Genomic DNA, 14,636 nt, shown 5'->3' with positions numbered 1-14,636 from the left:
AGGTGGCTTGTTTATCTTTGACAACAATATCCGGTAAAACCAGCACGTTTGTTTCAATAACGATTACCGACTAACCCTCATCTATTTACCCGACTCGTTCGTATGCTCTTGCTCCAGGTTCCGGCTGCCGATACGGCGGCCGCATCGCTGTCGGCCACGGCGGCTGCCCAACCCCAAAGCCTGCAACTATTTGATTTAGTGGCCAAAGGCGGTTGGGTAATGATTCCCATCGCATTTTTGTTTTTTGCCACGCTCTACCTGATTTTCGAGCGGTTCTTCGTAATCCGTTCGCAAACCAAAGCCGACGCTAATTTTATCGATAACATTCGCGATATGGTAGCGCAGGGCAACATCAAGTCCGCCGAATCTTTTGCCAAGAACCAGCGCACGGCTATGGGGCGCGTCTTCGAAAAAGCTATCGGCCGGATTGGTTCGCCCATTCGGGAAATCGAAAGTACGGTCGAAACCGTCGGCCAGATCGAGCTGTCGCGCTTAGAGCGAAATATGGGGTATCTGGGGATTATTGCCGGTATTGCGCCGATGATGGGTTTCATCGGAACCATCTCGGGGATTATCAGGATTTTCTACGACATCTCCCTGTCAGACAACATCAGTGTCGGAATCATTGCCGGTGGTCTGTACGAAAAAATGATCACCTCAGGAGCGGGTCTGATTGTGGGGGTTATCGCCTATACCGGCTATCACCTGCTGAACATGATGATCGAGCGCTTTACGCTCAGCCTCGAAATGAATGCGTTCGAGTTTATCGAAGTCCTTCAGAAACCCACCTCCGAACCCGCACGGATGCGGTAATAATTAATGAACAATGAATAATAAATAATATAAAACGGATGCTCAGTCATCATCTATTTTACATTATTCATTATTCATTATCCATTGCCTTCTATGAAACTTCGTCGAAAAAATAAGTTTGCTGCTGAGGTCGCTACCTCGTCGCTGAACGACATCATGTTCTTCCTGCTGTTGTTCTTCCTGATTATTTCGACCGTAGCCAACCCGAACGTTATCAAGCTGATGCTGCCTAAGGCGGCTGCGTCGCAACAACTGAGTAAAAAGCAGGTGACCTTGTCGGTCGATAGCAACAAGCAGTATTTCATCGACAAGAAACCCGTCGATCCGGCTAATCTGGAAACGGAGCTGAAAACCATCATGGCCGGTATCGCTGAACCCACGGTGGTCGTACGTTTCGATAAAGCTCTGACGGTTCAGGACCTGGTCGATGTGCTGCAAACCGGGGCCAAACTGAATATCAAGATGGTAATGGCGACATCGAAATAAGGCTGGGATTTTTAGGATTTTACCGATTAATCTGATATTGAGCCGATGCAATCCATGCATCGGCTTTTCTATGTAGTACAAAAGCTCCGCTTTAGCATGTTTGAGTAAACGGCTATTCTCTCATCCGAAGCCGCACTTCGGTACAGCCTGGAAAAGTCTTAAATCAATCGGTCAGGATTTTTAGTTGATAGAAAAAACTAATCACTTATGCTGGCCGACTACACCGAAGCCCCTGTTTGTCATGTCGATGACCTTGTCGATGGCGAACTGAAAGAAGTTCGTGTGGGTGATACGAACGTATTACTTGCCCGTGCGGATGGCCAATTTTACGCTCTTTACCACAAATGTTCGCACTATCAGGCACCGCTGGTCAAAGGGGTTCTCAATGGACATCGGCTTATTTGTCCCTGGCACAATGCCTGCTTCGATGTACGAAGCGGCCATCGGCTCGAAGCACCCGCCCTGAACGGTTTGCCCACTTATGAAGTCCGCATCGAGCAAGATCAGGTATTCGTACGCCTGACAACGGCTAAGGAAAGCCTGGAAAATCCAATGTCGGCACCTGACGAAACCAATCCGGAAACCTACGTGATTGTCGGAAGTGGAGGAGCCGGTGCGTTTGCCGCGGAGGGTTTGCGCGAAGGGGGCTTTACGGGTAAAATCGTGATGCTGACTGAAAGTGGGGAAGCACCCTACGACCGACCCAACTGTTCGAAAGATTATTTGCAGAACAAAGCGCCCGACGAATGGATGCCCCTTCGTACGGACGAGTTTTATCTGGATTATGGCATTGAGATTCGGACGAATCAGCACGTAACGGCGGTCGACTCGGCGGGCAAACAGATTGAACTGGCTTCTGGCGAGCGTATTTCCTACGATAAAGCGCTCATCTGTCCGGGCGGTAAACCCAATCCGTTGCCAGGCCCTGAAAGAGCACTCAAAGGTGTTTATGCCCTCCGTAGTTTGCACGACAGCCAGACCCTGCGGGAGCTGGGCAAACAGGGAAAGCGCGTGGTAATTATCGGCAGTTCGTTTATCGGCCTGGAAGGAGCTATGAGCTTACGAAAACTAGGAAGCGAGGTCGATGTGGTTGGTTTAGAAGAAGTGCCGCTTGAGAAAATACTGGGCAAAACAATTGGCCGGGTCATGCAGGGGTGGCACGAGAAAGAAGGAATTCGATTTCATCTGGGCCGTAAGGTGGAGGGGCTCGAAGGTGATAGCTCCGTCAGTGCCGTTGTTCTCGATAATGGCGAAAAACTTCCGGCCGACTTTGTGTTGGTGGGATTGGGTGTCAAACCGCGTACTGATTTTCTGAAAGGGATTCCACTCGAGAAAGATGGCGGGGTCATAACCGACGAACAGCTTCAGGTTGCCGATGGGCTATACGCGGCTGGCGATATTGCTCATTACCCGACAGCCGATGGTTTTCAGCGGATCGAACACTGGAAAGTAGCCGGTCAGCAGGGGCACGTAGCTGGTCTGAACATGGCAGGAAAAAAAGAACCGTATCGGATGACGCCATTTTTCTGGACCAATCAATACGGCAAGCGGATCAACTACGTAGGCCACGCCACTCACTTCGACGAGATTCTGTACGAGGGCGATCCTGAGCAAGACGAAAGTTTTCTGGCTTTATACGTGCAGAATGGGCAGATCGAAGCAGCCGCCGGACTCAAGCGCGATCAGGATATTATTGCGATTAAAGAATTGATGCAGGAAGGTCGCATGCCGTCTGTCGACGCGATTCGTAGCGGAGTAACCTGGGTAGAACTGCTGAAAAAGGCGTAACTTCGGCAGTATAATGCCTCTTTCGTGATGGCATCGAGGGAATTATGGCATCACGAAAGCCGAAACCTGTTTACCTTTGTCATCGGACCGCGTTAAATCCCGGTTTGGTTATGACGCATCAGCTTGTACTCAAAAAACCACTCGCCTTTTTCGATCTCGAAACGACGGGTGTCAATGTTGCCAAAGATCGGATTATCGACATTTGCATTGTCAAAGCAATGCCCAATGGCGAGGTTATCAGTAAAACCCAGCGCGTTCATCCTGGAATGCCGATTCCGCTGGAGTCCAGCATCATTCATGGTATCTACGATGAAGATGTGAAAGATGCACCGCCGTTTAAAACCGTGGCTCGTACGCTTGCCCAGTTTATGGATGGCTGCGACCTGGCCGGATTCAACAGCAACCGATTCGATATACCGCTGCTGGTCGAAGAATTTTTGCGGGCAAACGTCGATTTCGATATTAAAAATCGTCGTTTGGTGGATGCGCAGCGAATTTTTCACCTGATGGAGCCCCGAAATCTGTCGGCTGCCTATAAATTTTATTGCAACAAAGACCTGATCGGGGCCCACAGTGCCGAAGCCGACACGATGGCTTCGCTGGAAGTGCTCGACGCGCAGGTCCAGCGCTATCTGGGTATGGTTGCTAAAACAGACGCCGGGCAGGATGTGATCTTTGCCAATGATGTGGATATGCTTCATAGCCTGACAGCCAACAAAAATATCGACCTGGCTGGTCGGATGATTCTGAACGAGAAAGGCGAGGAGGTATTCAATTTTGGCAAACATAAAGGCTCACCCGTGCTGGACGTCCTGCAGAAAGAACCGTCGTTCTACGACTGGATACTAAAGGGGGAGTTTCCGCTGGATACTAAACGGCGGCTTACCGAAATTCGGTTGCGCATGTTCAGCAATGGCATTAGCCGGAAATAACGGTTATCCGACGCTGTTCCATCAATAGCGAATAATCGTTACCTTTGCGATACTTTCTATTAACCGGCAAGCCATGCAACCCACGCAGGAAGTCCTCATTCCGGAAGTTATTCAACAAATACCTCTCACGTATTATCTGATTCTCAGCACCGCGCTGTTCGTCATCGGTATTATTGGAGTGCTTACCCGGCGAAATGCAATCGTCATTTTCATGTCCATCGAGTTGATGCTCAACGCGGTCAACTTATTGCTCATCGCCTTTTCGTCGTACCGGTCCGACTCATCGGGACAGGTATTCGTCTTTTTCATTATGGCCGTGGCCGCTGCCGAAGTGTCGGTGGGGCTGGCTATTATTGTTATGATTTATCGGAATACCCGCTCCATCGATGTGGGCCTGCTCAATAAACTGAAATGGTAAAATGAGCCGTTAGCTGTTGTAACCAGCCGTTCAGGAATAAGTTGATTCCAGCGACGGCTTCTGCTACCAGCTATCGACTATCGACTGTCGACTAATGAAAATAGAATTACTCTGTGCGTTAATTCCGCTCTTTCCATTAATTGGTTTTCTCATCAATGGCATTGGGTTCCGCCAGGTGTCCAAGGGTGTCGCCGGAGCTGTGGCGACGGCAGCTGTTCTGGCTTCCTTTCTAACAGCTGTCTATCTGTTTAGTACTTTCAGCGGTAACGCCGGTCCGCTCGTCGCTACCCTTTTCGACTGGATCAGCGTGGGGGATCTGCACATTAATTTTTCCTTCCAGATCGACCAGCTATCGCTATTGATGCTGCTGGTGGTCACCGGCGTCGGTTCGCTGATTCACCTGTACAGCATCGGTTATATGAGCCATGACGAAGGGTTTGGCAAGTTTATGGCTTTCCTGAACCTGTTTATCTTCTTCATGCTGCTGCTCGTGATGGGGTCTAACTACGTCATCATGTTCATCGGCTGGGAAGGCGTCGGCTTGTGCTCGTATCTGCTGATCGGCTTCTGGAACAAAAACATCAGCTACAACAATGCCGCCCGGAAAGCCTTCGTCATGAACCGCATCGGCGATTTGGGCTTTCTGCTGGGTATTTTCATGCTCATCAATACCTTCGGAACGGTCGAGTACGTCGATATTTTCAAACAGGCGACAAGTCTGGAAATGGGCGATAAGACCGTGCTGGCGATCACACTTCTGTTATTCGTCGGGGCAATGGGGAAATCGGCGCAGATTCCGCTCTATACCTGGCTTCCGGACGCTATGGCTGGCCCAACGCCCGTTTCGGCGCTGATCCACGCGGCTACGATGGTGACGGCGGGCATATACATGGTCGTCCGCTCGAACGTGTTGTATACGCTGGCTCCCCTTACACTCGAAATTATCGGTGGTATCGCCATCGCAACGGCGCTGCTGGCGGCTTCGATCGGGCTGCTGCAAAACGACATCAAGAAAGTACTGGCCTACTCGACGGTATCGCAACTAGGATATATGTTCCTGGGGTTGAGTGCCACGGCTTATACGGCAGGTATGTTCCACGTTATCACCCATGCCTTTTTCAAAGCGTTGCTCTTCCTAGGAGCGGGTAGCGTTATTCACGCCATGTCGGACGAGCAGGATATCCGTAAAATGGGTGGCCTTCGCAAAGCCCTGCCCATTACGTTCGTGACGTTCCTGATCGGTACCATTGCCATTTCGGGTTTGCCACCCTTCGCTGGCTTTTTCTCGAAAGACGAAATCCTGGCGCACGTTTTCGAGCACAACAAATTACTGTGGGGGCTGGGCGTGCTGGGTTCGGGCTTGACTTCCTTTTATATGTTCCGACTGCTGTTTCTGACCTTCTTCGGCGAGTTCCGGGGAACGGAAGAACAACGCCATCACCTGCATGAATCGCCCGCTAGTATGACGGCCCCTCTGGTAGTCCTGGCTATCCTGTCGGCTGTAGGTGGCGGTCTTAACCTGCCGGGTTCGGGGTGGTTGGGGCATTTTATGGCACCACTGTTCGAGGGTTCGCGGCAGGTCAATCCGGAAGCGTTTGCCGAATCGACCGTTGAACACAGCACCGAATACATTTTAATGGCTGTTTCGGCGGGTGTGGCGCTGCTGTCGCTCATTCTTGCGTATGTCATGTACGTTAGTCGACAGAGCGTTCCCGAGCCCGATGCGGCCGAGCGTTCGTTACCCGAACAGGTTATTTACAACAAGTATTACGTCGATGAGCTGTATGATGCCATCATTGTGCGGCCTATTCGTGGGCTGGGCGATGCGCTCTATAGCTTTGGCGAAGGACTGATCGATGGGGTCGTGAATGGAGTAGCCTGGCTGGTTAGGCAGAGTGCCGCTCAGCTACGGTTGCTGCAAAGCGGTTCGATTGGCTTCTATGTGCTGGCGATGGTTGTCAGTATTGTCTTGATTTTTGCCCTGCGGTTTTTCATTCGGTTTTAAATCGGTCTTAGCGTTTTCTTCGATTCTCCGGCCATAAACATCTAAGCACCGAAAACATATTTAAAATGCTTACACTGTTCCTGATCTTGTTCCCCGTTGTTGCAGCAACCCTGATTTTACTATTGCGGGGCGAACGAACCAAGCAGGCAGCTTTGGTCGCTGCTCTGGTCGAACTGGCCCTGGCAGGTTATGCCTTTCTGAGTTTCCGGCCAGATGCCAGCTCACAGTTTGGTTTTGATTATGCCTGGATTGGGTCGTTGGGTATCCGCTTCAGCGCCGGTATCGACGGAATTAGCGTACTACTAGTTTTGCTAACAGGGTTACTGGTGCCTTTTATCGTCCTGTCGACGTTCGACCGGACGTACGCACGGCCTTCGACCTTTTACGCGCTCATGCTGTACATGCAGGCCGCACTAATGGGGGTTTTTACGGCGCGTGATGGGTTCCTGTTTTATTTGTTCTTCGAAGCCGCGCTGATTCCGATCTATTTCCTGGCGGCCATGTGGGGTGGCGAAGACCGGATTCCGGTTACATTTAAATTTTTCGTTTATACCATTTTCGGTAGTCTGTTCATGCTGCTGGCTCTGGTTTATCTGTATTATCAGACACCAGCTACGGGCGGAGCGCCCCACTCCTCTGCCATTGCCGATTTTTATAAGCTCAAGCTCAGTGCTGAAGCGCAGAACTGGGTTTTCTGGGCCTTTTTCATTGCTTTTGCGATCAAGATGCCCGTCTTCCCATTCCATACCTGGCAACCCGATACGTACGTCGAATCGCCTACACCAGCTACGATGTTGCTGGCTGGTATTATGCTCAAAATGGGTGTTTATGGGCTGATTCGACTCATCTTGCCTATCGTACCGCTCGGAGTCGAAACCTGGGGTAAAACCGCCATTATTCTCTCGGTTATCGGGATTCTCTATGGAGCCATTATTGCCATTCGTCAGCGAGACATGAAGCGGCTAATTGCTTACTCTTCTTTTTCGCACGTTGGCCTGATGGCCGCCGGGGTATTCTCGCAAACTGAAACAGGAATGCAGGGCGCGCTGGTACAGATGCTGGCGCACGGGATTAACGTGGTCGGGCTGTTTTTCGTAGCTGATGTTATTTTCTCACGTACCAACACGCGCCAGCTCGACCAGCTCGGCGGCATTACCCAAACAACTCCCCGGCTGACGGTTTACTTCATGATTATGCTGCTGGGTAGCGTGGCGTTGCCGCTGACAAACGGGTTTGTGGGTGAGTTTCTGTTGCTGCATGGCGTATTTACGTACAACCACTATCTGGGATTAGCGGCTGGCTTTACCATCATCTTCGGCGCGGTTTATATGCTACGGATGTTTCAGAAAAGTATGTTCGGTCCTACGTCTTCGCGAACCGAATCCTTTACGGATTTGACAAGCTCCGAGAGCTGGGTATTTATTCCACTGGTCGTTATGGTCTTCTGGATTGGCGTTTATCCCCACACATTTCTGAGAGTGACCGAACCGGCGGTGGCCAACCTGATGAAGTACATTGGCACCACAACTGTATCTATGAAATAAGAAGCTGTCAGTCGATACGGTTATCGACTGACAACTGTTGACCAACCAATTAAGTTATGTTACCCATCGTTCTGTTATCGGTTTTTGGCATTGTGTTGTTGTTTCTCGGTTTTCTAAAATCGAGAGCTGTGCTTCTGCCTGCTACGCTTTTGTTTCTGCTCATTGCCCTGGCGGCTAATTTCTTTGACTGGAATAAAACGTACCTGTACTTCAACGACATGCTGCGAACCAGTAACCTGACGATGGTTTTTACCGCAATCGTGCTAGGTTCTGCATTCTTAGTCGTCGCTCTGTCGAGCAGTTTTCTGGAAAACGACGAAGCACAACCCGCCGAATACTACGCTATCGTCTTGTTTTCGCTGGTGGGAGCCATTATGATGATTGGCTTCGAGAATCTGACCATGCTCTTTGTAGGGGTCGAAATTCTGTCGGTTGCTATGTATGTACTGACCGGCAGCGACAAGCGTAATCTGCGTTCTAATGAAGCCGCGCTGAAATATTTTCTGATGGGATCGTTTGCCACAGGAATCATGCTGTTTGGAATTACACTGCTGTACGGGGCTACCGGTTCCTTTACACTGGCTGGCATTGCAGCAGGGGCTAATCCTCAACAAAGTATTTCATTGCTGACCGTATCGGGCCTGTTGATGTTGTTGATCGGACTGTTGTTCAAGGTGTCAGCAGCACCGTTTCATTTCTGGACCCCCGACGTATACGACGGAGCACCGACTATTTTTACTGCCTTTATGTCGACGGTTGTCAAAACGGCAGGTTTTGCAGCTTTATTGAAGTTATTATCCGTTTCCTTCTCCGGTATTTATTTCTGGTGGTGGACCATACTGGCTATCATTACGGCCATAACCCTTGTCGCGGGTAACATCACCGCCGTTTATCAGAATAGTTTCAAGCGGATGATGGCTTACTCCAGCATTTCGCACGCGGGCTATCTGCTGATCGCGCTGGCTGCGCTCGGCGCCCAGAGCAAACAGGCAATTGTGTTTTATTCACTGGCTTATTCGGTAGCAACTATTTCAGCATTTGGGGTATTGCTACTAGTAGCGCAGCAACGCAGTACGCAGACAATCAGCAGCGAGGGGGCAATCACTGAAAGTTACGATTCGTTCAATGGGCTGGCTCGGCAGAATCCACTGTTAGGATTTGCTATGGCCGTCTCCATGCTTTCGCTGGCTGGCATCCCGCTTACGGCTGGCTTTTGGGGTAAATTTTATATGTTCTCAACGGCGGTCGAGCGCGGACAGATCTGGCTACTGGTCGTTGCCGTACTGATGTCGGCCGTTGGGATTTACTATTATTTTCGGGTCATCATTGCCATGTATTTCCGGGACGGTGCTACTGAACCCATCCGGGTAGCTCCCGTGTACCAGTATGTGTTGCTGGCCGCTACCATCCTGACGATCGGCCTGGGTATTGCGCCGGGCTTGTTGCAGGGCCTTTTTTAGTGATGCCTGTAGTGGATAAATACCGTAGACTAATTTATACAGACTGATTTTGTAATCATTTGCCAGACAGGTAGTACTTTTGATGAGTAGATCGATAAATTATTTTTTATACCCAACGATTCTTTTCCGGTAAAACAGTGAACGTGAGCACAATCGAACAGCCGAAACGTAGAGAATTTAAGGACTTCTTCTCGTTCTTTCTGACGGCTCTGCTGGGCGCATCCATCAATTTTATTAGTCGTATTTTTTACCGGGAATTCTTCGATTTTGACACCAGCGTACTCTGTGGCTACCTGACAGCAACGGTGTTGACCTTCTTACCAACAAAAAAATATGCTTTCTCGGCCGGCAAAACGGGCAATACAGGCCGGGAAGCGATCAAATTTCTGGCTATTTCGCTGGTGGCGCTGGTCGTGCAGGTATATGTCGCCAAGTATACGCTGGAGTGGATTGCCAATCCGCTGTTGCCGATGATTGGCCGAACCTGGCGCGAGACCGGCTCACACCTGGTTGGTATGGGATTCAGCTTTCTGGCCAATTATTTTGGTCATAAATTACTGACATTCCGGAGTACGGGGGTGTATGATCTGTTTCGCTCGAAACCGCCGAAAGAAAAAGAAGGTCAGTTTTAGACACATCACAGATAAAATTATTATATAATAGGATATTTTTTATATCGATCCTCTTCTGGGTCGCTTCAAGGGCGTACGCATTGGATTATTGTGAAAAAACGTATATTTGCGCTGAAAACATAAATAAGACTACATAGTAATGAAAAAGGCTTTTACATTGTTGTTTGTCGGTAGCATGCTGACCTTTGCTGCCTGCCAGAGCAAACCAAAAACTGAAGAAACATCAACCGATTCAACGGAAGTTATCACCACAGATACGACCATCATGGCTAACGACTCATCGGCAACGATGACGACCGAAACCGACACGACGATGGTGCCTGACTCGGCAAAAAAATAAGTTAACGTAGTTTAACCAATGAAAAAGAGCCTTATCTTGTAAAAGGCTCTTTTTTGTTTTTGCTTTGACTGACGTTTTCACTACTTACTTTCCAGCCGCTTCGGTTGACTATTGTCGACAATTGTGGCAGCACTACCAATTTAAATTCCTGGTCGTTAAGCCGCGCCGAACCCGCCTGGGCGATTTTCGGGTCCTGCCCCATCATCAGACGCAAATTACCGTAAATGCCAATCAGAATCCGTACGCCTTTCTGATCACTTATGTGCACGAAGTGGCGCATGCTGAAGTAAATACGCACTATCGATTGCAGCGCCGGAACCGCATTCGACCGCATGGAACCGCCTGGCAACAGGCTTTTCAGCGACTAATGCAACCCATGCTGACGGAGGCTGTTTTTCCGATAGACATTTTACAACCTCTTCGGCAATACCTCTCTAAGCCGGCGGCAACAACGTATGCGAACCCCCGCCTGATGGCGGCTTTGCGGCAAGCCGACCCCCCGCCAGTCACCAGCCAGAAAGCTAATCAGATCTTACTGAGCGATGTGCCGGAAGGTGGCCAATTTCAATTTGCCAAAAAGACATTCATACGGGGTACGCTACGCCGTACCCGCGTCGTTTGTAAAGAAATCTCATCGGGAAAATCATACGCAATTTTGGCCCATGCATGGGTAGAGGTTAATGAAAAATAAGCAATGGAGAATGGATAACGAACGAAAGGCTGCCTGGCGAGTTGGCCTGAACGGAATTATCTTGTTTATCATCCATTCTTCATTCTTCATTCTTCATTCTAACACATTGGCGCAATCGGTGCTACGAAGCGGCAACTGGATTAAAATTGGCATTACGACTGCGGGCGTCTATCGACTCGATCAGGCTCAACTAGTTAGGCTTAACCCCGCTTTTGCTACAGCTGATCCCCGGCTAGTACGACTTTATGGCAATGGAGGAGCCGTATTACCACAAGCCAATGCAATAGGCCGGGCATCGGACCTGACCGAGAATGCCATTCAGGTAACTGGCGAAGCCGACGGCCGGTTCGACGCGGGCGATGCCGTCGTATTTTTTGGTCAGAGTCCACATACGATACGATTCGATTCGACCGCTCGGCGGTTCACGCATCAGATCAATCCTTACTCCGACACCACTTTTTATTTTCTGACGGTCGGTACTGCGCCAGGTTTGCGAATTGCCGACCGGTCAGCCGGTCGGTTGCTGGCTACGCCAACCATTACGACCTTCGAAGATTACCAGTTTCACGAGCTGGATCAATCGAAATTACCTACCGTCCGCTCAGGTCGCGAGTGGTTTGGTGAGTACCTGACCAACGATACTACGAAAACTATTTCATTCGATGGGGCTGGTACATTGGCAAACGCCCCCGTTATTCTTGGAGCCTCGGTGATGGCAGCCGCTATTCTGCCAACTCAGTTCCAGCTTCGACTCAATAATCGGTTAGTTGGAACCATGGCTATGTCGACGATTATCGGTGGTACAGACGGACAATATACTGACCAGGGCGTGAGCCGAACGGATACGTTTCGTACCAGTCTATCGGCAGGTAATGCGGCCCTGCAGGTGGCCATAACGTTTCAGAAATATGGGCTCAATAATGCACAGGGTTATCTGAACTACCTATCGATTCAGGTTCTGCGGGCGATTCAGCAGTATGACCAGCCCTTGTGGGTTCGGCGGTTACCCGCGGGGCAGTACGGCGTTCGACAGGCCCGGTCTGATCTGCGTGTTTGGGATATTACTAACCCATTGGTTCCTGTATCTCAGTCATATACACTATCGGCTGCACAGGAAGCCGATTGGATGGCTACCCAAGCCGGCGATTATTTTTTGTTTACCGATGCGCAACGACTGACGCCCGCATCGCTGGCTGTTGTAGCAAATCAGGATATTCATAGCCAGGCCACGCCCAATCTGATCATTGTTACTCCAGCTACCTGGCGAGAGCAGGCCGATCGGCTGGCCACTTTTCGGCGGGAGCATGATCAACTGGCAGTGCTGGTGGTAACAACACAACAGGTATACAACGAATTCGGTGGCGGGCAGGCCGATCCGACGGCCATCCGGGATATGGCGCGATACTTTTACCAGAAACAGGCCGGGCAACTGCGCTATTTATTGCTCTTTGGCGATGCATCTTACGATTACCGGAACATTGCAGGATTAAGTACGCCCACGAAGATGGCCAACATGGTGCCCGTCTACGAAAGCCGGGAATCGTTACACCCCGTTTCGAGCTATTCCTCCGATGATTATTTTGGCTTTATGGACGCCACGGAAGGTGATTGGCCTGAAATCACTAATGGAGATGGGAACTACCCGCTCGATATCGGCATCGGTCGATTGCCTGTAAAGTCTACCGACGAAGCACGCACTGTTGTGGATAAGCTCATCCGGTACAGTACGGACCAGTCGCTGATTGGCGACTGGCAAACACGTGTGACACTGGTGGCCGACGATGGCGACGCAAACATTCATCAGGAACATGCCGATCTGTTGGCTACTCAAATCGGGCAAGTAGCTCCTGCTTATCGACCCGAGCGTGTTTTTCTAGATGATTATCCACAGGAGATCACTAGCAACGGCGAGAAAGCGCCTATGGTCAACCAGCTTATTAATCAGGCCGTTGCCGACGGGCGGCTCATCATCAATTATAGCGGTCACGGTGGGGTATCGGGGCTGGCAGAGGAGCAGATTGTTACTTTACAGGACATTCTTTCCTGGACCAATCGGCGGCTTCCCTTGTTCGTGACGGCCACTTGCGAATTCGGTCGCTACGATGATCCTACAATTTCTTCCGGAGCCGAACTTATTCTGCTTAGCCGGACAGGCGGAGCCGCTGCTTTGTTGACAACAACCCGACCGGTTTATGCCAATACGAATTTACTCCTGAATCAGGCCTTTTATGGTGCTGTATTCAAGCCCGTCGACGGGAAGATGCCCCGGCTGGGCGATGTTATGCGGCAGACGAAAAATAATAGTTTGTCAGGCGTACTTAATCGAAACTTTGCGTTGTTGGGCGATCCGTCTATGCAACTGGCCTACCCTCAGGCCCAGGCGAAGCTAACTCAGGTAAATGGCAAGGTCGTTACAACCAGCCGAATCGATACACTGCATGCGCTGCAAACGATCGAATTAACCGGTGAAATTCAGCGGCAGGCTCAACGACTTTCGGATTTTTCGGGAACAATTCGGGTAAGTCTGTACGACAAAGCCATAACGCATACCACGCTCGGGTCGGATCCCAAAGTTCCTAAAATGACCTATCAGGCGTTTACTAGCCCGATTTTTATCGGTCAGGCACTCGTGCAGCAAGGCCGGTTCGCCGTCCGATTCACGATGCCGAAAGATATCAATTATTCAGTCGGTCCGGGTAAACTATACCTGTATGCTATTCGATCGGATAGTTCGCTCACGGCCAGTGGGAGCTCCGATAGTTTACTTGTAGGGGGGAGCCTGTTGATCGATAGTGTCGATACGCAGCCTCCGGTCATGCAATTAGCCGTAGTGGGTGGGGTGGCTGGGCCGGAAGCCATGTACGTTACCGGACCTGATGTGACGCTAAAGATTAATCTGGCTGATAATAAAGGTATTAATATTGCGCGCTCGGGTTTAGGCCACGAACTGACAGCGCAGCTCAACGATCTGCCGGCGGTGGTGCTGAACGAATACTACGTAGCCAATGGAAGTGACGGACGGCAGGGCGAAGTAGTATTTACGTTCCGGAATCTGGCCGCTGGCAGGTATACAATTCGGTCTAAAGCGTGGGATATTAACAATAATTCAACCGAGGGGGCGTTGACCATTGTAGTTTCTGACCGTCCGAAGCTGGTAGTGCGATCGTTGCGGGCGAGCCCAAACCCCGTTGCTACGCAAACGATGCTAACTGCCGAGCTTAATCGATCGGGGGAGCCGCTTGACTGGACATTGAGCGTATACGACCTGAACAGTCGGTTAATTAATCAGCAGAGCGGGCAATGTACCGATTGTGGTGCAACGCTGGAAGTCGGTAGCTGGAACGGCCTTGCCCAGACTGGGCAAGCAGCGCCAAACGGACTGTACATTGTTCGGCTGGAAGTGCATTCGGCCGCCGATGGCACGGTCGCAACGGGTGCCGGGCGATTAGTATTAACGAAATGATTTACTGCGATATAGAGCATACCTTTTTCTAATCAAACCTTTCATTGTAATTTTGACCGTACAG

Annotated in this window: 12 protein-coding genes; all 12 read left to right on the top strand. The window is 50.3% G+C overall.

What is annotated here, in order from left to right:
* The first annotated feature begins 102 nt into the window (after positions 1–102).
* Positions 103–813, top strand: a complete 711-nt coding sequence (locus tag ACYVC2_RS31680) for a MotA/TolQ/ExbB proton channel family protein (RefSeq protein WP_461109603.1) — start codon at positions 103–105, stop codon at positions 811–813.
* 93 nt (positions 814–906) lie between these two features.
* Positions 907–1,299, top strand: a complete 393-nt coding sequence (locus ACYVC2_RS31675; RefSeq protein WP_461109601.1) for an ExbD/TolR family protein — start codon at positions 907–909, stop codon at positions 1,297–1,299.
* A 207-nt stretch (positions 1,300–1,506) separates the two neighbouring features.
* Entirely contained in the window at positions 1,507–3,087 is a 1,581-nt protein-coding gene (locus tag ACYVC2_RS31670) for an FAD-dependent oxidoreductase (protein WP_461109599.1), read from the top strand.
* 110 nt (positions 3,088–3,197) lie between these two features.
* Positions 3,198–4,019, top strand: coding sequence for an exonuclease domain-containing protein (locus ACYVC2_RS31665; protein ID WP_461109596.1), 822 nt, complete (start codon positions 3,198–3,200; stop codon positions 4,017–4,019).
* A gap of 73 nt (positions 4,020–4,092) precedes the next feature.
* Positions 4,093–4,437 (top strand): NADH-quinone oxidoreductase subunit NuoK, encoded by a 345-nt coding sequence (nuoK, locus tag ACYVC2_RS31660; RefSeq protein ID WP_461109594.1) that lies wholly within the window; start codon positions 4,093–4,095, stop codon positions 4,435–4,437.
* 94 nt (positions 4,438–4,531) lie between these two features.
* Positions 4,532–6,442, top strand: coding sequence for an NADH-quinone oxidoreductase subunit L (gene nuoL / locus ACYVC2_RS31655; protein WP_461109592.1), 1,911 nt, complete (start codon positions 4,532–4,534; stop codon positions 6,440–6,442).
* Between the two features lie 65 nt (positions 6,443–6,507).
* Positions 6,508–7,986 carry a complex I subunit 4 family protein gene (locus tag ACYVC2_RS31650; protein WP_461109590.1) on the top strand — a complete coding sequence of 493 codons (1,479 nt, stop codon included), beginning with the start codon at positions 6,508–6,510 and terminating at the stop codon, positions 7,984–7,986.
* Positions 7,987–8,042: 56 nt separating this feature from the next.
* Complete coding sequence (locus tag ACYVC2_RS31645) at positions 8,043–9,446, top strand: NADH-quinone oxidoreductase subunit N (RefSeq protein ID WP_461109588.1); 1,404 nt, start codon at positions 8,043–8,045, stop codon at positions 9,444–9,446.
* 137 nt (positions 9,447–9,583) lie between these two features.
* Positions 9,584–10,078 carry a GtrA family protein gene (locus ACYVC2_RS31640; RefSeq protein WP_461109586.1) on the top strand — a complete coding sequence of 165 codons (495 nt, stop codon included), beginning with the start codon at positions 9,584–9,586 and terminating at the stop codon, positions 10,076–10,078.
* 139 nt (positions 10,079–10,217) lie between these two features.
* Positions 10,218–10,418: a hypothetical protein gene (locus tag ACYVC2_RS31635; protein ID WP_461109584.1), complete on the top strand. Its 201-nt coding sequence runs from the start codon at positions 10,218–10,220 to the stop codon at positions 10,416–10,418.
* 64 nt (positions 10,419–10,482) lie between these two features.
* Positions 10,483–11,109, top strand: coding sequence for a sprT domain-containing protein (locus ACYVC2_RS31630; protein WP_461109582.1), 627 nt, complete (start codon positions 10,483–10,485; stop codon positions 11,107–11,109).
* Positions 11,110–11,119: 10 nt separating this feature from the next.
* The gene (porU, locus tag ACYVC2_RS31625; protein ID WP_461109580.1) at positions 11,120–14,572 is read left to right on the top strand and encodes a type IX secretion system sortase PorU; all 3,453 of its coding nucleotides are present in this window, start codon (positions 11,120–11,122) and stop codon (positions 14,570–14,572) included.
* Positions 14,573–14,636: the final 64 nt, after the last annotated feature.

Source organism: Spirosoma koreense (assembly GCF_054777875.1).
The sequence above is the reverse complement of the archived record's forward strand: the minus strand, read 5'-3'. Positions and strand labels throughout refer to the sequence as shown.

Bases quoted from the DNA above. Each gene is read 5' to 3' on its own strand.
- ACYVC2_RS31680 (WP_461109603.1), top strand. From the start codon at position 103: ATGCTCTTGCTCCAGGTTCCGGCTGCCGATACGGCGGCCGCATCGCTG.
- ACYVC2_RS31645 (WP_461109588.1), top strand. From the start codon at position 8,043: ATGTTACCCATCGTTCTGTTATCGGTTTTTGGCATTGTGTTGTTGTTT.
- ACYVC2_RS31635 (WP_461109584.1), top strand. From the start codon at position 10,218: ATGAAAAAGGCTTTTACATTGTTGTTTGTCGGTAGCATGCTGACCTTT.
- ACYVC2_RS31665 (WP_461109596.1), top strand. From the start codon at position 3,198: ATGACGCATCAGCTTGTACTCAAAAAACCACTCGCCTTTTTCGATCTC.
- nuoL (WP_461109592.1), top strand. From the start codon at position 4,532: ATGAAAATAGAATTACTCTGTGCGTTAATTCCGCTCTTTCCATTAATT.
- ACYVC2_RS31650 (WP_461109590.1), top strand. From the start codon at position 6,508: ATGCTTACACTGTTCCTGATCTTGTTCCCCGTTGTTGCAGCAACCCTG.
- nuoK (WP_461109594.1), top strand. From the start codon at position 4,093: ATGCAACCCACGCAGGAAGTCCTCATTCCGGAAGTTATTCAACAAATA.
- porU (WP_461109580.1), top strand. From the start codon at position 11,120: ATGGATAACGAACGAAAGGCTGCCTGGCGAGTTGGCCTGAACGGAATT.
- ACYVC2_RS31675 (WP_461109601.1), top strand. From the start codon at position 907: ATGAAACTTCGTCGAAAAAATAAGTTTGCTGCTGAGGTCGCTACCTCG.
- ACYVC2_RS31670 (WP_461109599.1), top strand. From the start codon at position 1,507: ATGCTGGCCGACTACACCGAAGCCCCTGTTTGTCATGTCGATGACCTT.